We start from the raw sequence: 18,771 nt of genomic DNA, 5'->3' as shown, positions 1-18,771 counted from the left end.
CCTTCGGCTTTAACACTGTTTTCGCTTCGGATTGCCCGCCATGACTGCCCATCGAATTGGTTTCCTGATTTGGCCCAGCACTAAAGCTCTGACGCTTGCGCTGGCTGAGGAGGCCTTGCGTGTTGCCCAGCGTGTGCACCCGGACGTCGTTTACGAACTGTCGTTTTTACAGGCCGAACCACCGACCGAAGGCGCCTGGCAATTGCCGGGTGAGCCCTGGGCCGGCAAGCTCGAAAACTTCCAGAAACTGTTCCTGCTTGCCGACGAGCCACCGACCTCACTTGCGCCGGCGCTCAGCAGCGGGCTGAAACAACTGGTGCGAGCCGGTTGTGTAATCGGCGGTTTGTCGGCCGGTGTTTATCCGTTGGCACAGTTGGGTTTGCTCGACGGTTATCGTGCTGCCGTGCATTGGCGCTGGCAGGACGATTTCGCCGAGCGTTTCCCGAAGGTGATTGCCACCAGTCATCTGTTTGACTGGGATCGCGATCGATTGACCGCGTGCGGCGGCATGTCGGTACTCGACTTGCTGCTGGCAGTGCTCGCCCGTGATCACGGCGCTGAACTGGCCGGTGCTGTGTCGGAAGAATTGGTGGTCGAACGCATCCGTGAAGGTGGCGAGCGCCAACGCATTCCGTTGCAGAACCGCTTGGGCTCCAGCCATCCAAAGCTCACCCAAGCGGTATTGCTGATGGAAGCCAACATCGAAGAGCCGCTGACCACCGACGAAATCGCCCAGCATGTGTGCGTATCCCGTCGGCAACTGGAGCGGATCTTCAAGCAATACCTCAATCGTGTGCCGAGCCAGTACTACCTGGAATTGCGCCTGAACAAGGCCCGGCAGATGTTGATGCAAACCAGCAAATCGATCATCCAGATCGGCCTGTCGTGTGGCTTCTCTTCGGGGCCGCATTTCTCCAGCGCTTACCGAAACTTCTTCGGCGCCACGCCGCGGGAAGATCGCAACCAGCGGCGCAGCAGCAGCCCGTTCGAGTTGTCGTCGGTGCCCTCCGAGCGTGGGTGATTCGTCACGCCAGCGCTTTACTCATCGACTTCGGACCCCTCTGAAGACGACATCTGCATTTCGCCACGATTGATCACGTCTTCCACACCGAAATCCACCCCCGTGTCTTGGTAGTAGTCGATCAGTCGTAGCAGGGCTTGCTCGGTAAGCGGATTGCCTCGAAGATCAATGTTCGCTGCAGCCTCGGCCGACAGTTCCATGATGTCGCTCGGCACGTCGGTGATTGCGTTAGCGCTCAGGTCTGCCCAATCCAGCTCAATCATTTGCAGCAAGCCGTTGGGTATTTCACTGATGCCAGTGTCATGCAACAAAATCGTCGCCAGATCCGGCATCTGGCTCAGATCGGGTGTTTGCCCCAGCGGGTTGCAACCCAGATCGAGATAATCCAGATGCTCCATTCCAGCCAATGCGTTCGCCGTCTCTGCCGACAGACTGATACGGCAATTGAAAAGTGACAATGAACGCAAGCGGCCCATCTTGAACACGGCGTCAGGAATGTTGCCCAGGTCACACCCGCGCAGTCGCAGGCTTTTCAGATGGGGGAACGATCTGAGGAACTGTCCAATGCGCGTCACGCCGTCGGCGCTTTCCAGTTCCAGCAACGACACATGCTTGAAGTCCGCATTGAGGGCGGGAAGTTCCCCGTTGATCCGCGGATGGATGATCAGTTCGTAGGTTGGCTCAAGTGTGTCGGTGAAATCATCCTGGTCCGTCTCCATGCGCCAGCATCGCTCCAACAATTGCTTGAATTCGTCACGGTTGGCGTGCTCGATAAGCCGTTGCTGTTCACTGAACGGTTCACCGGTGCGTGGATGCAGAAGCGGCAAGTCGGCTGTCCATGCAGCCAGATCGATGCTCAACCGGGCGAACTCTGCTTCCAGCCTCGTCAGCTCTATTCGGCCGTCTGCCAATGTGCCCGGCAGCTCGTATACATAGCCGCTCGCCTCTTCGATTTCCAGGTCTGGAAAAAGCGCCCTGGCTCGCGCTATATCTGCCTCGGGTGCGTAAACGCCCAGATCGTACGAGGTCTCGAAGTACTGCTGCTTGATCTGGTCCCGTGCCTGATCGCCAAGCGGATTCTGCGAAAGGTGCACGCCGCGTTTCTCATACACCGGGCTGTCGAAGAATCCGGCAGGCAATTGGCTGATGTTGTTGTTGATCAACATGAGGGTATTGAGCCTGGGGTGTAGCAATGCGCTACCGGGGATTTCGCTCAGGCCGGTATCACTCAGATCCAGATGAACGAGGTCGGGCATTGATTCAATATTGGGTACACCTTCAATCGGATTGCGGTAGAGATCCAGCATGACCAGTTTTTTCATTTGGGCCAATTTTGCCCAGGCGACCGCATCGACATTGATTGCGCAATCGCGAAGTATCAATGTTTCCAGATTCACCATTTGCCCAATGGCATCGGGAAGTTTTTGCAGGGTGAAACGGCGTAACTCCAAGCGGCGAAGACCGCTGAAATGCTGCAAGAAGCCAGGCATCCCATGCGCGGCATGATTGCCGTCGAGGGCAAGCGACGAGACGTGGCTGAAATCGGCCGTCAGGTTCGGCAGGTCTCCCGTCATCAGCTCCTCAAACCGCAACACATATCCCTCGGTGCCATCTGGCGCAACGAAGTCCCGCTCGGACTGACGTCGCCAACTGCGCTGGATTCTCTGGGCCAGCAACCGCCGATTATGTTGCATCGCCTGTTGCTCCAGATCGCTCAGCGCGAGCCCGGTTTCAGGGTGAGCGGTGGGGGTGCCACTTTTCCAGTGTTCAAGATCCCCACGCAGTACGTGGAGTTCACTGGCCAGGCGTGAAAGCTCCGCGCGAGGGCCGTCGGGGTGACGTTGTAGATGGGAAACGAAGGCGCGCAGCTCTTCCTGAGGCAGGCTGGGATAAACCTCTCGAACCCTGTCATCGAGTGTTGGAATGGGCGCGCCACTGCGACCGTAACCCTGTGTGCCACCGGGCAGGCGCATGGTCGTCGGGTCATAGAAGGGTTTGCGACGCGGGTGTTTTGCGAACAGCGTGCGCAATTGCGGTTTATTCACCGCGTGCTCGGCAATGCGTTGTTTGAGCACTTGGCCGTCATCGACAGAAAGACCCAGGGCAATACGTTCCGCCTCGGGCAGCGCCTGAAGCAGGGCATGATAGAAGTCAGTGGATGGGTCACTGTTTTCGTGGACTTGATAAGTGCCGTCATCCCCCCGCACCAATGTTTTGAGGCGCGGCGCGTCGGGCTGGCCAATGCTGTCGCGCAGTGAGCCGTCATAAGAAAAATCCCTGACCTCAATGCGCAGGTCAGTGGGCCAGCCGGGCAACGATTCAAGGCTATGCAAGGCCAGTCGATGAGTGTCTGTCGTTTCCCTCTCTTCCAGATAAAACCCCTCATAGGCTCTGGCGACACGCACGGCTTCCATGGCTTTGACTGCCACGTCTTTCAAGCGCCGAGGTACTCGCCCGTTGTGCAGCTCCATCAGCTCGGTGCCGGAGGTGTTGCTCACCAGTTCTTGCGCAATGTCTGTCGGTAGTCCCTGAAATTCGCCGAGCAATGACTGGACCGGGCGGTCGTTGGTTTTTTCAAGTTCGCGGTAGCGAGATTCGAACATCAAAAAGCGATGATTCAGCGCCTGATAGTGTTCGGGATGGCTGCTATCGGTCTGCTCGATCAATGCCTGGATATCACGATCGATTTTGAAGCGCTTGATGGTGTCGGTCAGCAGTGAAGGGGGTCGATGGTTCTCGACGTGAATCTCGCGCACTACATTGTCGTGAAAACCACTGATGCGCAGGATTTGCTCGCGCTCGGCACTGCTGAACGACTCGACGCTATGACCGAGGCGGCGCATCACGGTTTCCCGGTCCCATGTCAAGGGTTGGTCCAGCGCTGTTTGCCAGGCGCCATGCTGGTTATGCCGCAAAGGTGGTTGATAGGCGTCGGCCCGGTGCGGATGCTGAATCTGAAACTGGCCAGTCTCGCTATCTGGTTCGATGGCATACAGTTTGTCTTCGAGGCGCAGCAGCGTTTTGCCCTCATGCTGGTACAGGCCGAGCGGATCGGGTTTGGTTTCGGCTGGCAACAGGACTGATTGCTCATAAGGCGCGAGATCCGGCTTCCAGTACCGGGTTCGGCCCCCGGCCGTTTTGACCGGTCTGAGCGGCGAAATCAGCGCTACCGCTTCGCTTGGCAACAGGCGGCTGAAGGCATTGGCGGCCATGGCGCCGCCGATTGCAAATGTCCCGAGTTGTACCGTCGTCTCAACGATGCTCATCAACTGCTCGAAGGCTTCGGTTTTCTGATCTTCTGCCCAGTCGACGATACCTTCGAATGTGTCGTCGAGTACCTGGAAGGCCAGATAGGTCAGCATCAACTCGCCCATCAGTGGAACAAATGGCAGGGCAACGAACGTTGGCACTTCAACAATCGCGGTGGCGACTTTACCGAAGGCGTCCCACAACGCCCATCGTGCGTTTCGGTCGGCGCTGGCGGTGGAGATGGCAAGGGTGCGCGCGTCATTGAGGATCTTGTTCAGTTGCTGTTGATAGAGGTGAGTCCACAGGCCGGTTTTGATCGGGCTCACCGAAAATTGCAGTTTGGGCTTGTCGACCGGTGTATCTCGCCAGCTGGGGAGTGGATCGCCATGCTCGCGCTGATGCCAGGTAACGGTGCTGAGGCGGCGGTTGAGGTCGGCGAAAAAGCAAGCTCGTTCCTGATGACCAACGAATCGACTGAAGAACGACTGATAAGCGGGTGAGCACAACTTGTGCGTCAGCTCTGTCAAGAATGTCTGTGTGTCAGGGTACTGTTTGAGCGGATGCTCCGGGTCGTCGGGGATATAGACAATGATCCGCGTTGCCTGCCGTGAGCGCTCCGGGCTGGAGGCAAAAATGACAATGCCGGTCAGCAATGAAGACATCATCGTCAGGTCATGACAGTGCACTAGCTGGCCATCCAGTCGCACGCCCTTGCGGCCTTGCGCGATACCGAGAATCGAACGGTAGGCGTCGATCGGCAGTTCTTCTCGAATGTGAGCCAGGTGCAGTGCGGTTAGAAGGGCGGCTTTGTGTGTCTTGTTGACGTTCGATTTCAATACCGCGCCGGCCACTGGATTGGTCAATCCCAGATTGTCTTTGAGGTATGCCTCGTACTGAGCACCGATATCCAGTTCCCGGCATAACCGGGTGAAGTTCTGAACAGAGAGTTGGCGTTTGATCGCCGGCAACGTATTGAATTGACCGGTGGGCGAGGGCTCGGTGATGAATGTAGAGGCGGATTCGTAAGCGTCCGTTTCTGTCTCCGAATCCTGAAAGTTATGCAGGGCTGCATCGAGCAGCGATACCGTCCAGGTGCGGGCGGCGCCGGATTTGATCGGTAACCCTGGGATGTTCTGGGGAATGTACAGGCGCAGAAAAGTTGTCTTGACGTCCAGTTCGAGACCGAAGCGGGTTTTCAGCGCGTCACTCAGAAGCGGTTCGGCGAAGTCCCGCGCGTTAGCCAGCTTATTCAACATCGCCTCCAGGCGATTGCGCTGGCTCAAGTGTTCCCTGTTGGCCAATTTCAGCGATTGATGTTGCTGACGGGTTGCAGTGGCATGCCAGTCAGGAAATCCCAGCGAGGCGCTCTTTAGCGCGTTGAGCGTCGCAGGCGATGCTTTCAATACCCAGTCGGGCAGATTTTTGAACGCGTGGTGATAGTGCGCATCCGGATGAGTGGCGAGTCCAAATTCGTGCTGATTCATGCGCTAGTCCTTTAGCGTTTGGATTGAGCCCAAGGAAAACAGACGAAGAAGCGCTGTGTGCGGTACATATTTACCGCGCCGCTCGACAACCCTGCCTATATGCTGTGCGGCCGGTTTAAACTGCGCCTTTGCGACCCTATTTGTCGCATTGCCGTAAACCCGGACCAAACCTGTGTTTGCGCTATAAGAAGTTGTCGCTTGGCGGCAAGGCCGGGCTGAAAACTGTCCTTACAATCCCCTCATCGCTCGCCAGTTTCAGGCGAGCGTTCCTCTTCAGGAGACTCCGATGTCCGTTGAGCACGCTGCGGTAGAACGCGCCGATTTCGACCAGGTAATGGTTCCCAACTACGCGCCTGCCGCTTTCATTCCTGTGCGTGGCGCCGGTTCCCATGTCTGGGACCAGTCCGGCCGCGAGCTGATCGACTTCGCCGGCGGGATTGCCGTTAACGTATTGGGCCATGCGCACCCGGCGCTGGTCGCTGCATTGACCGAGCAGGCGAACAAGCTGTGGCACGTGTCCAACGTGTTCACCAATGAGCCGGCCTTGCGCCTGGCCCATAAGCTGGTCGACGCCACGTTTGCCGATCGTGTGTTCTTCTGCAACTCTGGCGCCGAAGCCAACGAGGCCGCCTTCAAGCTGGCCCGTCGCGTGGCCCATGATCGTTTCGGTACCGAGAAGTACGAAATCGTTGCCGCGCTCAACAGCTTCCACGGTCGTACCCTGTTCACCGTGAACGTCGGTGGCCAGTCGAAGTACTCCGACGGCTTCGGTCCGAAGATCACTGGCATCACCCACGTGCCTTACAACGATCTGGCTGCTCTGAAAGCCGCTGTTTCCGACAAGACGTGCGCGGTGGTTCTGGAGCCGATCCAGGGCGAAGGCGGCGTACTGCCAGCCGAGCTGTCTTACCTGCAAGGTGCTCGTGAACTGTGCGACGCGCATAACGCGCTGCTGGTTTTTGACGAAGTTCAGACTGGCATGGGCCGCAGCGGCAAGCTGTTCGCCTATCAGCATTACGGCGTGACCCCGGACATCCTGACCAGTGCCAAGAGCCTGGGCGGCGGTTTCCCGATTGCAGCGATGCTGACCACCGAGGACCTGGCCAAACACCTGGTCGTCGGCACCCACGGCACCACGTATGGCGGCAACCCGCTGGCGTGCGCTGTCGCTGAAGCGGTGATCGATGTCATCAACACGCCTGAAGTGCTGAATGGCGTCAATGCCAAGCACGACAAGTTCAAGACCCGTCTTGAGCAGATCGGCGAAAAGTACGGCCTGTTCACTGAAGTCCGCGGTCTGGGCCTGCTGCTCGGTTGCGTGCTGAACGATGCCTGGAAAGGCAAGGCCAAGGACATCTTCAACGCCGCCGAGCGTGAAGGCCTGATGATTCTGCAAGCCGGCCCGGATGTGATTCGTTTCGCGCCAAGCCTGGTGGTTGAAGACGCCGATATCGACGCCGGTCTGGACCGTTTCGAGCGTGCCGTGGCCAAGCTGACGCAAGTCTGATAGACCCTTCGACGCCTGACTTTTCAGGCGTCGAACCCGATTTTTATGCCGGACCCGCTCTTCTTTAGGAGCGAAGCTTGCTCGCGAAGGTGTGTCAGCCACCGTGATGTCGACTGACACACCTTCGCGAGCAAGCTTCGCTCCTACAAGGGTTCGGCTTATTCCCCCCAAAAGAGTTACGAGAAAGGAGTGACACCATGCTGGTGATGCGCCCCGCGCAAATGGCTGATCTGGGCGAGGTACAGCGTCTGGCTGCGGACAGCCCGATTGGTGTCACTTCCTTGCCGGATGATGTAGAACGCTTGAGCGACAAGATCGCGGCAAGCGAAGCCTCGTTCGCCGCTGAAGTCAGCTTCAACGGTGAAGAGAGCTATTTCTTTGTTCTCGAAGACACCGCCACCGGCAAACTGGTTGGCTGTTCGGCCATCGTTGCTTCGGCCGGTTATTCTGAGCCGTTCTACAGCTTTCGTAACGAAACGTTCGTGCATGCTTCCCGCGAGCTGAAGATTCACAACAAGATCCACGTGCTCTCCCAGTGCCACGACCTGACCGGCAACAGTTTGCTGACCAGTTTCTACGTGAAGCCGGAGTTGGTGGGTTCGCCTTGGGCTGAGCTCAATTCCCGTGGTCGCCTGTTGTTCGTGGCCAGCCATCCGGAGCGCTTTGCCGATTCGGTTGTGACCGAGATCGTCGGTTACAGCGATGAAAATGGCGACTCGCCATTCTGGGACGCCATCGGTCGCAACTTCTTCGACCTCAACTACGCCGAAGCCGAGCGTCTGTGTGGCCTGAAAAGCCGCACGTTCCTGGCCGAGCTGATGCCGCACTACCCGATCTACGTGCCATTGCTGCCGGACTCCGCTCAAGAAGCGATGGGTCAGGTACACCCACGGGCGCAGATCACTTTCGACATCCTGATGCGCGAAGGCTTCGAGACCGACCACTACATCGACATTTTCGACGGTGGCCCGACCTTGCACGCCCGCGTCTCGGGGATCCGCTCGATCGCCCAGAGCCGTGTAGTGCCGGTGAAAATCGGTGAGCCGGTCAAAGGTGCCGGTCGTCAGTATCTGGTGGCCAATGCCCAGTTGCAGGATTACCGCGCCGTACTGCTCGAGCTCGATTACGCGCCGGGCAAACCCGTGATCCTGGACCTTGAAGCCGCCGAAGCCTTGGGCGTCGGTGAAGGTGCCAGCGTGCGCCTGGTGGCGGTTTAACGCCTGCTGCTATGCCTAAAAGAGTGAATGCTGAGTAAAGCAGCGAGTTTCGCGGGTGGCGCAAGCGGCCCGTTTGAGGAGATAGCATGATCGTTCGTCCTGTACGCAGCAGCGATTTACCCGCTCTGATCGACCTGGCCCGCAGCACCGGCACCGGCCTCACCACCTTGCCGGCCAACGAAGAGCGTCTGGCCCATCGGGTCGGCTGGGCCGAGAAGACCTTCCGTGGCGACGCCGGGCGCGGTGATGCGGACTACCTATTCGTACTCGAAGACGACAATGGTCGCGTGGTGGGTATTTCCGCCATTGCCGGCGCCGTCGGCCTGCGTGAACCCTGGTACAACTTCCGGGTAGGCCTGACGGTCAGCGCTTCGCAGGAGCTGAACATTTATCGCGAAATCCCGACGCTGTTCTTGGCCAACGACCTGACCGGCAACTCTGAACTGTGCTCGCTATTCCTGCATGCCGATTACCGCAGTGGCCTCAATGGCCGCATGCTGGCCAAGGCGCGGCTGCTGTTCATCGCCGAGTTCCCGCAATTGTTCGGTAACAAAATCATCGCTGAAATGCGCGGTGTGTCCGATGACGCCGGGCGTTCGCCGTTCTGGGAAAGTCTGGGTCGGCATTTCTTCAAGATGGAATTCAGCCAGGCCGATTACCTCACCGGCGTGGGCAACAAGGCGTTCATCGCCGAACTGATGCCGAAATTCCCGCTGTACACCTGCTTCCTGTCGCCAGATGCACGCAACGTGATCGGCAAGGTTCATCCAGACACCGAGCCGGCGTTGTCCATGCTCAAGAGCGAAGGTTTCAGCTACCAAGGCTACGTCGACATCTTCGACGCCGGTCCTGCGGTGGAATGCGAAACCGGCAAGATCCGCGCGGTACGCGACAGTCAGGCGCTGGTATTGGCCATCGGTACCCCGGGTGACGACGCCACGCCATTCCTGATTCATAACCGCAAGCGCGAAGACTGTCGCATCACCGCCGCGCCAGCACGCTTTGCCGCCGGCACGTTGGTGGTCGATCCGCTGACCGCCAAACGTCTTCAACTCAACGCTGGCGATCAGGTGCGCGCCGTTCCGTTGTCTGCTGCTCGGGAGTCGAAATAATGAATTCGCTATACATCGCCGGTGAATGGCTGGCTGGTCAAGGTGAAAGCTTTCAATCGGTAAACCCGGTGACCCAGCAAGTGCTGTGGGCTGGTGAAGGCGCCACGGCCGGTCAGGTCGAGTCGGCTGTGCAAGCTGCGCGTCAGGCGTTCCCGGGCTGGGCTCGCCGTACCCTGGAAGAGCGCATCAGCGTGCTGGAAGCCTTCGCCGCCGCGCTGAAGAATCACGCCGACGAACTGGCTCGCACCATCGGTGAAGAAACCGGAAAACCCCTGTGGGAAGCGACGACTGAAGTCACCAGCATGGTCAACAAGATTGCCATCTCGGTGCAGAGCTACCGCGAACGTACCGGCGAGAAGAGCGGCCCGTTGGGCGACGCCACGGCGGTGTTGCGCCACAAACCACACGGTGTGGTGGCGGTATTCGGTCCTTACAACTTCCCCGGCCACTTGCCGAACGGTCACATCGTGCCGGCGCTGCTGGCCGGTAACAGCGTGCTGTTCAAACCGAGTGAGCTGACCCCGAAAGTCGCCGAGCTGACGGTCAAGTGCTGGATCGAAGCCGGTCTGCCGGCCGGCGTGCTGAACCTGCTGCAAGGCGCTCGTGAAACCGGTATCGCCCTGGCGGCGAACCCGGGCATCGACGGTTTGTTCTTCACCGGTTCCAGCCGTACCGGCAATCACCTGCACAAACAGTTTTCCGGTCGCCCGGACAAAATTCTTGCGCTGGAAATGGGCGGCAACAACCCGCTGGTGGTGGATCAGGTCGCGGACCTCGATGCCGCCGTGTACACCATCATTCAGTCGGCATTCATTTCTGCCGGTCAGCGATGCACCTGTGCCCGTCGCTTGCTGGTGCCGCAAGGCGCCTGGGGCGACACGCTGTTGGCGCGTCTGGTGGCGGTCAGCTCGACGATTGATGTCGGCGCGTTCGATCAGCAACCGGCGCCATTCATGGGCTCGGTGATTTCCCTTGGCGCTGCGAAAGCGTTGATGGAGGCGCAAGAACATCTGCTGGCCAACGGCGCCGTGGCGTTGTTGGAAATGACTCAACCTCAGGCTCAGGCAGCGTTGCTGACCCCTGGCATTCTGGACGTGACAGCGGTTGCCGATCGCCCGGATGAAGAGCTGTTCGGTCCGCTGCTGCAAGTGATTCGCTACGCTGATTTTGAAGCGGCGATCGCTGAAGCCAACGACACCGACTATGGCCTGGCGGCCGGTCTGCTGTCGGATTCCGAAGCGCGTTATCAGCAGTTTTGGCTGGAAAGCCGCGCCGGTATCGTCAACTGGAACAAGCAGTTGACCGGTGCGGCGAGCAGCGCGCCGTTCGGCGGCGTCGGTGCCTCGGGCAACCATCGGGCCAGCGCTTACTACGCCGCGGATTACTGCGCGTACCCGGTGGCCTCGCTGGAAACCCCGAGCCTGACGTTGCCGACGGCGCTGACCCCAGGCGTGCGCATGTCGTAAGACCGCTTTCGCGGGCAAGTCGGATCGCCGCACCTCGGCCTTACCGAATTGATACTTGATGCTTATAAAAACAGATTCTCGTGGAGCCTCGCTGATGAAATCCTGTGAAGTCAATTTTGACGGTCTAGTGGGGCCGACCCATAACTACGGCGGCCTGTCCTACGGCAACGTCGCGTCCCAGAGCAACAGCCAGCAGTCTTCGAACCCGAAGGAAGCCGCGCTGCAAGGCCTGGCGAAGATGAAAGCGCTGATGGAAATGGGCTTTCAGCAAGGCGTTTTGGCGCCACAAGAACGTCCGGACGTCGCCGCGCTGCGCCGCCTGGGTTTCAGCGGTACCGATGCTCAGGTGATCGAGCGCGCTGCCAAAGAGGCTATGCCGTTGCTGGTTGCCAGTTGCTCGGCGTCGAGCATGTGGGTGGCCAACGCCGCCACGGTCAGCCCGAGCGCCGACACGGCGGATGGCCGCGTGCATTTCACCGCCGCCAACCTGAACTGCAAATACCACCGCAGCATCGAACACCCGACCACCAGTCGCGTACTGGGGGCGATGTTCGCCGATCAGAAGCACTTTGCTCACCACGGCGCTTTGCCGGCCGTGGCGCAGTTCGGTGACGAAGGCGCGGCCAACCACACCCGTTTCTGCCGTGACTACGGTGAAGCCGGCGTCGAGTTTTTCGTGTTCGGTCGCAGCGCGTTCGACACCCGTTACCCGAATCCGCAGAAGTACCCGGCACGCCAGACGCTCGAAGCGTCCCAGGCCGTTGCGCGTCTGCACGGCCTGAGCGATGACGGCGTGGTCTATGCCCAGCAGAACCCTTCGGTGATCGATCAGGGTGTGTTCCACAACGACGTGATCGCAGTGGGTAACGGCGAAGTGCTGTTCTATCACGAGGACGCCTTCCTCGACACCGAGCAGATGCTCGCTGAACTGCACGGCAAACTCGCCAAAGTCGGTGGGAAATTTCAGTCGATCTGCGTACCGCGTTCCGCGGTCACCGTGGAAGACGCTGTTCGTTCCTACCTGTTCAATAGCCAGCTGCTGTCGCGTCCTGACGGCTCCATGCTGTTAATCGTGCCGGAAGAATGCCGTGGCAACGAGCGTGTCTGGCAGTACTTGCAAGGCCTGACCAGCTCTGGCGGGCTGATCCGCGAAGTGAAAGTCTTCGATCTCAAGCAGAGCATGCAGAACGGCGGTGGCCCGGCTTGCCTGCGGCTGCGCGTCGCACTCAACGAAACCGAACTGGCGGCCGTCAACCAAGGGGTTATCATGACGGCACCGTTGTACGGCACGTTGACCGAATGGGTCGACAAGCACTACCGCGACCGCATGACCGAAAACGATCTGGCGGACCCGCAATTGTTGCTTGAGTGCCGGACGGCACTGGATGAACTGACGCAAATCCTTAAACTGGGCGCGGTTTATCCATTCCAGATCAATTGATAGTCGGCGCGCTTTCCAGCCAATGCGCGCCGCATCATCTCAAACGAGAGTAAAAACATGAGCGATACCCTGCAGCTGATCCTTGAAGACACCGACGGCACGCAACTGGAAACGTCCTGCACCCGCGTCGCGGTCATGTGGCAAGGCAAAGAGCTGTGGATCCAGCAGGACGGCCGCGGCCAGTTGCTGATCGGCGTAGACGTCGAAGAAGGTGACGCTGAATACGCAAACCTGTTGCTGCGCCCGTTGGCGACTAATCTGGTAAGTCTGCAACTGGAGATGGAACCGGCTGAAGTCGGTGATGATGAGGACCACGTACACGGCCCGGATTGCAATCACGACCACTAAGGAAACCGCCTATGCTCGCCCTCGGCAAACTGCTTGAACTGACCCTCGCCGGTCGTGAACCGGCGGAGAAGACTCAACTGACTGTCGAAGGCGTGCGGATGCGCTGGTTGAGCGAAGGTGCGCTGGAAGTCCGGCCACCTGAAGCCCGCAACAACGGCTTGGACCTGCTGCTATCGGCGGGTATTCATGGTAACGAAACAGCGCCGATCGAGCTGCTCGATCGCCTGTTGCATGACATCGCCCGCGGCGACTTGAAGCCGCGCGCACGTATTTTGTTCCTGTTCGGCAACCCGGAAGCGATTCGCAAGGGCGAGCGTTTCATCGAGCAGGACGTCAATCGGCTGTTCAATGGCCAGCACGAACAAACCAGCGGCTCCGAGGCCTTGCGCGCTTGTGAGCTGGAGCGACTGGCGAGGACATTCTTCAGCCTGCCGGACCGCAATCGCCTGCACTACGACCTGCACACGGCGATCCGGGGCTCGAAAATCGAGCAGTTCGCCTTGTACCCCTGGAAAGAAGGTCGTCGGCATTCCCGCCTGGAACTGGCTCGCCTGCGCGCCGCCGGCATGGAAGCGGTGCTGCTGCAGAACAAACCCTCCATCGTGTTCAGCTCCTACACCTACGACAAGCTCGATGCCGAGTCTTTCACCCTGGAGCTGGGCAAGGCCCGGCCGTTCGGGCAGAACGATGGGGTCAATGTCAGCCTGCTTGAAACCCGCCTGAAGCAGATCATCGAAGGCACCGAGCCGCCAATCACCGATGAAGGGCTGGATGGCTTGCAGTTGTTCAGCGTCGCACGGGAAATCATCAAGCACAGTGATAACTTCCGCCTGAACCTGCCGGCGGACATCGAAAACTTTTCGGAATTGAAAGTGGGTTATGTGCTGGCCGAGGATATCGCCAATACCCGCTGGGTCATCGAAGAGAAGGGCGCCCGGATCATCTTCCCGAACCCCAGAGTCAAGAACGGCCTGCGCGCCGGCATCCTGATCGTGCCGACCACCGACGAAAACCTCGCCTGACTTTCGCGCAATGATCGTTCCCACGCGGAGCGTGGGAACGATCGTTCGACTAGACGGCCACTGCGCGTGGCTCACTGCGACGCAATGCGCGAGTCTTGTGCAGCGTATCCGCGCAAGTCTTCGCCGCTTCCTGACCTTTATGCACGAAATGCTCGAAGAAGAACTTCTGATGTTCTTCGCCCGCATGGAAGTGGTGCGGGGTCAGGACCACCGAGAACACCGGCACTTCGGTTTCCAGCTGAACCTGCATCAGGCCACTGATCACCGACTGGGCGACGAATTCGTGGCGATAGATGCCGCCGTCGACCACCAGGCCCGCCGCGACGATGCCGGCATAACGGCCGGACTTGGCCAACAGTTTGGCGTGCAGCGGAATTTCAAAGGCGCCGCCGACTTCGAAGAAATCGATGTCCGACTCCTGATAACCCTGAGCAATCATTTCGGCGACGAAGCCTTTACGGCTCTGATCGACGATTTCCTTATGCCAGCAGGCCTGGATGAACGCGACGCGCTCGCCCTGATGGTTTTTGCTTTTGCTATCGATTGCGGTGGGTTGCATGTTCTGACTCCTGTTTGTGTGAAAAACAGGGCGTTATGAATCGAATGGGATTTAAGGGTGCGCAGGCACAAATGCCTGCGGACGGCGCTTTGGTACAGAGCCTAGGCGGCGTCAATCCCGTTCTCTCTTCATCCGGACTATGACCGTCGGCCCCGGGATCACACCGGGTCTGCTGACCTTGCCGCCATCACAGCCATTGCCGTGCCTGTCGCCAAGCGCTCGCGGGCTATGCGCATTGCGCGCAATTACCGCCGGTGGGGAGTTACACCCCGCCCTGAGAACGTTTTGCCGCCAGATTGTTTGGCGGCGAAGCGTTTTTAACACATATTTCTCACTTGTGCATTGCTGCTATCTGATGATTGTTATCGACTTTTTCGTTGGCGTAACCCGTCTTTTCCTGGAACAAGGCTTGATTATTTGCCGGTATGACCGCAGTAATTCCATCCTGAAAGGGAATTTCCCTGCTTACCGAGGCCTGATTCATGAGCGTTATCGATCTTCGCAGCGACACCGTCACCCAACCGACCGCAGGGATGCTCGACGCGATGGCCCATGCGGCCACCGGTGACGACGTTTATGGCGAAGATCCGACGGTCAACCGTCTGGAAGCCGAATTGGCTAAACGATTGGGTTTTGCCCGGGCGCTGTTTGTCCCGACGGGCACCATGAGCAACTTGCTGGGTCTGATGGCCCACTGCGATCGCGGTGACGAATACATTGTCGGACAACAGGCTCACACCTATAAGTACGAAGGTGGTGGCGCGGCAGTGCTCGGTTCGATCCAGCCGCAGCCGCTGGAAGTGCAGGCCGATGGTTCGCTGGACCTGAGGCAGGTCGCTGCTGCGATCAAGCCGGATGACTTCCACTTCGCCCGCACCCGTTTACTGGCGCTGGAAAACACCATGCAGGGCAAGGTGCTGCCGCTGGAATATCTGGCTCGGGCTCGCCGTTTCACTCATGAAAACGGCTTGGCGCTGCATCTCGATGGCGCGCGGCTCTACAACGCGGCGGTCAAGCTGGGGGTCGATGCCCGGGAGATCACTCAGCATTTCGACTCGGTGTCGGTCTGCCTGTCCAAAGGCCTGGGCGCGCCGATTGGTTCGGTGCTATGCGGCTCGGTCGAATTGATTGCCAAGGCGCGACGTCTGCGCAAGATGGTCGGCGGCGGCATGCGCCAAGCCGGGATTCTTGCGGCGGCGGGGCTTTATGCGCTGGATAACAATGTTCAGCGTCTGGCAGATGATCATGCCAACGCACAAATGCTGGCCGAAGGCCTGCGCGCGGCGGGCTATGAGGTCGAGCCAGTGCAGACCAATATGGTTTACGTGCAGATGGGCGACAAAGCCGAAGCGATCAAGGCCTTTGCTGGCGCACGCGGCATTAAGCTCAGCGCTGCCGGTCGTCTGCGAATGGTCACGCACATGGACGTCAGCCGTGCGCAAATCGAGCAGGTCGTCGCCACATTTGCCGACTTTTCTCACAACTGACCGTGTTAGCCGTCCAATTGACTGTTTGTAACGTACAAACACACTGTACCTAGTCACTAACGCCGATATAATGCGGCCCTTTGCCGTCGCTTCGTCTGTTGACGTTTCGAACAGGCCTTTGGCCGCAGCCTCCGTGGAAGAACCTAATGAAAAGCGCAGAAATCCGTGAAGCCTTCCTTCGCTTCTTCGAAGAACAAGGCCACACCCGTGTAGCCTCCAGCTCTTTGATTCCGGGCAACGACCCAACCCTGCTGTTCACTAACGCGGGGATGAACCAGTTCAAGGACTGCTTTCTGGGCCAGGAAAAACGCGCGTATACCCGCGCTGTCAGCAGCCAGAAATGCGTGCGCGCCGGCGGCAAGCACAACGACCTGGAAAACGTCGGTTATACCGCCCGTCACCACACTTTCTTCGAAATGCTCGGTAACTTCAGCTTCGGTGATTATTTCAAGCGTGACGCCATCACCTACGCCTGGAACTTCCTGACCTCCGAGAAGTGGCTGAACCTGCCGAAGGAAAAGCTCTGGGTCACCGTCTACGCCAGCGATGACGAGGCGTACGACATCTGGACCAAAGACATTGGCGTGCCGGCCGAGCGCATGGTTCGCATTGGCGACAACAAAGGCGCGCCGTACGCGTCCGACAATTTCTGGACCATGGGCGATACTGGCCCGTGCGGTCCTTGCACCGAGATTTTCTATGATCACGGCGCCGACATCTGGGGTGGCCCACCGGGCTCGCCGGAAGAAGACGGCGACCGTTATATCGAGATCTGGAACAACGTGTTCATGCAGTTCAACCGCACCGCCGATGGCGTGTTGCACCCGTTGCCAGCGCCGTCGGTGGACACCGGCATGGGCCTGGAGCGGATCAGTGCCGTGCTGCAGCACGTTCACTCGAACTATGAAATCGACCTGTTCCAGAGCCTGCTGACCGCATCGGCCAAAGCCATCGGTTGCACCAACGACGCCCAGGCGTCGCTGAAAGTCGTGGCTGACCACATTCGTTCGTGCGGCTTCCTGATTGCCGACGGTGTGCTGCCGTCCAACGAAGGTCGCGGTTATGTGCTGCGCCGGATCATTCGCCGCGCTTGCCGTCACGGCAACAAACTGGGCGCCAAGGGCAGCTTTTTCTATCAGATCGTTGCGGCCCTGGTCGCCGAGATGGGCGAAGCGTTCCCGGAGCTGAATTCCCAGCAGGCGCACATCGAACGCGTCCTGAAAGCTGAAGAAGAGCAGTTCGCCAAGACTCTGGAGCAAGGCCTGAAGATCCTCGAGCAGGACCTGGCCGAACTCAAAGGCGACGTGGTACCGGGCGACGTGGTGTTCAAGCTCTACGACACTTACGGTTTCCCGATGGACCTGACCGGCGACATCGCTCGCGAGCGCAGCCTGACTATCGACGAGGAAGGCTTCGAGCGTGAAATGGAAGCCCAGCGCGTGCGTGCTCGCTCCGCCAGCTCCTTCGGCATGGACTACAACAGCCTGGTCAAGGTTGATGTGGCCACCGAGTTCACCGGTTACACCGCTCACAGCGGTTCCGCCAAAATCGTTGCTCTCTATAAAGAAGGGCAATCGGTTGACGTACTGAGCGAAGGCGAAGAGGGCGTGGTCGTTCTCAATCAGACCCCGTTCTATGCCGAATCCGGTGGTCAGATTGGTGATTGCGGCTTCCTCCAGGCTGGCGCTGCGCGCTTCGACGTGCGCGATACCACCAAGACCGGCGGTGCGTTCCTGCACCACGGTGTGCTGGATTCGGGCAGCCTGATCGTGGGTACTCCGGTGCAGACTCATGTCGATGCCGACGTACGTCACGCGACGTCGCTGAACCACTCCGCCACTCACTTGCTGCACGCCGCATTGCGCCAGGTGCTGGGCGAGCACGTTCAGCAGAAAGGCTCGTTGGTCGACAGTCAGCGTCTGCGCTTTGACTTCAGCCACTTCGAAGCGATCAAGCCCGAGCAGTTGAAGGCGCTGGAAGACATCGTCAACGCCGAGATTCGCAAGAATTCCGAGGTTGAAACCGAAGAGACCGACATCGAAACCGCCAAGCAAAAAGGCGCCATGGCGCTGTTCGGCGAGAAGTACGGCGACAGCGTGCGCGTGCTGAGCATGGGCGATTTCTCCGTCGAGCTGTGCGGCGGTATTCACGCCACCCGTACCGGCGACATCGGCCTGCTGAAAATCATCAGCGAAGGCGGTGTGGCCTCCGGTGTGCGTCGTATCGAGGCAGTCACCGGCGCAGCCGCGCTGGCCTACTTGAACGCGGCGGAAGAACAACTCAAGGAAGCGGCCAACCTGGTCAAGGGTAGCCGCGACAACCTGATCGACAAGCTGTCGGCTGTGCTGGAGCGCAACCGTCTGCTTGAGAAGCAACTCGAGCAGTTGCAAGCCAAGGCTGCCAGTGCGGCGGGCGACGATCTGTCGGCCTCTGCTCTGGATGTCAAAGGCGTGAAAGTACTGGCCGTGCGTCTGGACGGTCAGGACGGCAAGGCGCTGCTGGCGCTGGTCGATCAACTGAAAAACAAACTCGGCCGCGCAGTGATCCTGCTCGGCAGTGTCCATGAGGAAAAGGTCGTTCTGGTTGCAGGCGTAACCAAAGACCTGACTGGCCAACTCAAAGCCGGTGATTTGATGAAGCAAGCCGCTGCGGCAGTGGGCGGGAAGGGCGGTGGTCGTCCAGATATGGCGCAGGGCGGCGGTACAGACGCCGGCGCTCTGGATGCAGCATTGGCCCTGACCGTTCCATTTGTAGAGCAGGGTTTATAAGGCAGTGTGTCTGGCCCGCGGTCTAGTAGCGGGCCAGAACGCTGTTTGAGTGATTATTTGGGCGCCCTTCATGGGCAGAGGCGGCTTTGA

At 59.1% G+C, this 18,771-nt stretch carries 13 protein-coding genes and 1 riboswitch; of the genes, 10 read left to right on the top strand and 3 right to left on the bottom strand.

The window, feature by feature from the left end:
* Positions 1–40: 40 nt before the first annotated feature.
* Entirely contained in the window at positions 41–1,021 is a 981-nt protein-coding gene (gene argR, locus LOY56_RS19540; protein ID WP_008071845.1) for a transcriptional regulator ArgR, read from the top strand.
* Between the two features lie 17 nt (positions 1,022–1,038).
* Here argR and LOY56_RS19535 read toward each other — a convergent pair whose 3' ends face one another.
* The gene (locus tag LOY56_RS19535; protein WP_258616648.1) at positions 1,039–5,754 is read right to left on the bottom strand and encodes a dermonecrotic toxin domain-containing protein; all 4,716 of its coding nucleotides are present in this window, start codon (positions 5,752–5,754) and stop codon (positions 1,039–1,041) included.
* A 286-nt stretch (positions 5,755–6,040) separates the two neighbouring features.
* Between LOY56_RS19535 and LOY56_RS19530 the strand changes: the two genes are divergently transcribed.
* From LOY56_RS19530 to astE, 7 genes are all read left to right on the top strand, one after another.
* Positions 6,041–7,261, top strand: coding sequence for an aspartate aminotransferase family protein (locus LOY56_RS19530; protein ID WP_258616646.1), 1,221 nt, complete (start codon positions 6,041–6,043; stop codon positions 7,259–7,261).
* Positions 7,262–7,458: 197 nt separating this feature from the next.
* Positions 7,459–8,478, top strand: coding sequence for an arginine/ornithine succinyltransferase subunit alpha (gene aruF / locus LOY56_RS19525; protein ID WP_258616645.1), 1,020 nt, complete (start codon positions 7,459–7,461; stop codon positions 8,476–8,478).
* Positions 8,479–8,564: 86 nt separating this feature from the next.
* Positions 8,565–9,590 carry an arginine N-succinyltransferase gene (gene astA / locus LOY56_RS19520; protein ID WP_258616644.1) on the top strand — a complete coding sequence of 342 codons (1,026 nt, stop codon included), beginning with the start codon at positions 8,565–8,567 and terminating at the stop codon, positions 9,588–9,590.
* The gene (gene astD, locus LOY56_RS19515; RefSeq protein ID WP_258622774.1) at positions 9,587–11,056 is read left to right on the top strand and encodes a succinylglutamate-semialdehyde dehydrogenase; all 1,470 of its coding nucleotides are present in this window, start codon (positions 9,587–9,589) and stop codon (positions 11,054–11,056) included. The genes astA and astD overlap by 4 nt, the downstream gene beginning before the upstream one ends.
* A 94-nt stretch (positions 11,057–11,150) precedes the next feature.
* Entirely contained in the window at positions 11,151–12,497 is a 1,347-nt protein-coding gene (gene astB / locus LOY56_RS19510; RefSeq protein ID WP_258616642.1) for an N-succinylarginine dihydrolase, read from the top strand.
* A gap of 57 nt (positions 12,498–12,554) precedes the next feature.
* Positions 12,555–12,845, top strand: a complete 291-nt coding sequence (locus tag LOY56_RS19505; RefSeq protein ID WP_030131779.1) for a hypothetical protein — start codon at positions 12,555–12,557, stop codon at positions 12,843–12,845.
* Between the two features lie 11 nt (positions 12,846–12,856).
* Entirely contained in the window at positions 12,857–13,867 is a 1,011-nt protein-coding gene (gene astE / locus LOY56_RS19500) for a succinylglutamate desuccinylase (RefSeq protein ID WP_258616641.1), read from the top strand.
* A 49-nt stretch (positions 13,868–13,916) separates the two neighbouring features.
* Here astE and LOY56_RS19495 read toward each other — a convergent pair whose 3' ends face one another.
* Positions 13,917–14,426, bottom strand: a complete 510-nt coding sequence (locus LOY56_RS19495; RefSeq protein WP_019582888.1) for a 6,7-dimethyl-8-ribityllumazine synthase — start codon at positions 14,424–14,426, stop codon at positions 13,917–13,919.
* A 115-nt stretch (positions 14,427–14,541) separates the two neighbouring features.
* Positions 14,542–14,712: riboswitch (FMN riboswitch) on the bottom strand.
* 45 nt (positions 14,713–14,757) lie between these two features.
* Complete coding sequence (locus tag LOY56_RS19490; protein ID WP_258616640.1) at positions 14,758–14,910, bottom strand: hypothetical protein; 153 nt, start codon at positions 14,908–14,910, stop codon at positions 14,758–14,760.
* On the opposite strand from LOY56_RS19490, the gene ltaE reads away from it, so the two are divergent.
* The gene (ltaE, locus tag LOY56_RS19485) at positions 14,909–15,913 is read left to right on the top strand and encodes a low-specificity L-threonine aldolase (protein ID WP_258616639.1); all 1,005 of its coding nucleotides are present in this window, start codon (positions 14,909–14,911) and stop codon (positions 15,911–15,913) included. The two genes, LOY56_RS19490 and ltaE, sit on opposite strands and share 2 nt — an antisense overlap.
* A gap of 146 nt (positions 15,914–16,059) precedes the next feature.
* Positions 16,060–18,681 carry an alanine--tRNA ligase gene (gene alaS / locus LOY56_RS19480; RefSeq protein ID WP_258616638.1) on the top strand — a complete coding sequence of 874 codons (2,622 nt, stop codon included), beginning with the start codon at positions 16,060–16,062 and terminating at the stop codon, positions 18,679–18,681.
* Positions 18,682–18,771: the final 90 nt, after the last annotated feature.

Source organism: Pseudomonas sp. B21-048 (genome assembly GCF_024748615.1).
GTDB lineage: Bacteria > Pseudomonadota > Gammaproteobacteria > Pseudomonadales > Pseudomonadaceae > Aquipseudomonas.
The sequence above is the reverse complement of the archived record's forward strand: the minus strand, read 5'-3'. Positions and strand labels throughout refer to the sequence as shown.

What these genes read in the sequence shown, in the direction of transcription:
- argR (WP_008071845.1), top strand. Translation starts at nt 41, where the DNA reads ATGACTGCCCATCGAATTGGTTTCCTGATTTGGCCCAGCACTAAAGCT.
- LOY56_RS19535 (WP_258616648.1), bottom strand. Translation starts at nt 5,754, where the DNA reads ATGAATCAGCACGAATTTGGACTCGCCACTCATCCGGATGCGCACTAT.
- LOY56_RS19530 (WP_258616646.1), top strand. Translation starts at nt 6,041, where the DNA reads ATGTCCGTTGAGCACGCTGCGGTAGAACGCGCCGATTTCGACCAGGTA.
- aruF (WP_258616645.1), top strand. Translation starts at nt 7,459, where the DNA reads ATGCTGGTGATGCGCCCCGCGCAAATGGCTGATCTGGGCGAGGTACAG.
- astA (WP_258616644.1), top strand. Translation starts at nt 8,565, where the DNA reads ATGATCGTTCGTCCTGTACGCAGCAGCGATTTACCCGCTCTGATCGAC.
- astB (WP_258616642.1), top strand. Translation starts at nt 11,151, where the DNA reads ATGAAATCCTGTGAAGTCAATTTTGACGGTCTAGTGGGGCCGACCCAT.
- LOY56_RS19505 (WP_030131779.1), top strand. Translation starts at nt 12,555, where the DNA reads ATGAGCGATACCCTGCAGCTGATCCTTGAAGACACCGACGGCACGCAA.
- astE (WP_258616641.1), top strand. Translation starts at nt 12,857, where the DNA reads ATGCTCGCCCTCGGCAAACTGCTTGAACTGACCCTCGCCGGTCGTGAA.
- LOY56_RS19495 (WP_019582888.1), bottom strand. Translation starts at nt 14,426, where the DNA reads ATGCAACCCACCGCAATCGATAGCAAAAGCAAAAACCATCAGGGCGAG.
- ltaE (WP_258616639.1), top strand. Translation starts at nt 14,909, where the DNA reads ATGAGCGTTATCGATCTTCGCAGCGACACCGTCACCCAACCGACCGCA.
- LOY56_RS19490 (WP_258616640.1), bottom strand. Translation starts at nt 14,910, where the DNA reads ATGAATCAGGCCTCGGTAAGCAGGGAAATTCCCTTTCAGGATGGAATT.
- alaS (WP_258616638.1), top strand. Translation starts at nt 16,060, where the DNA reads ATGAAAAGCGCAGAAATCCGTGAAGCCTTCCTTCGCTTCTTCGAAGAA.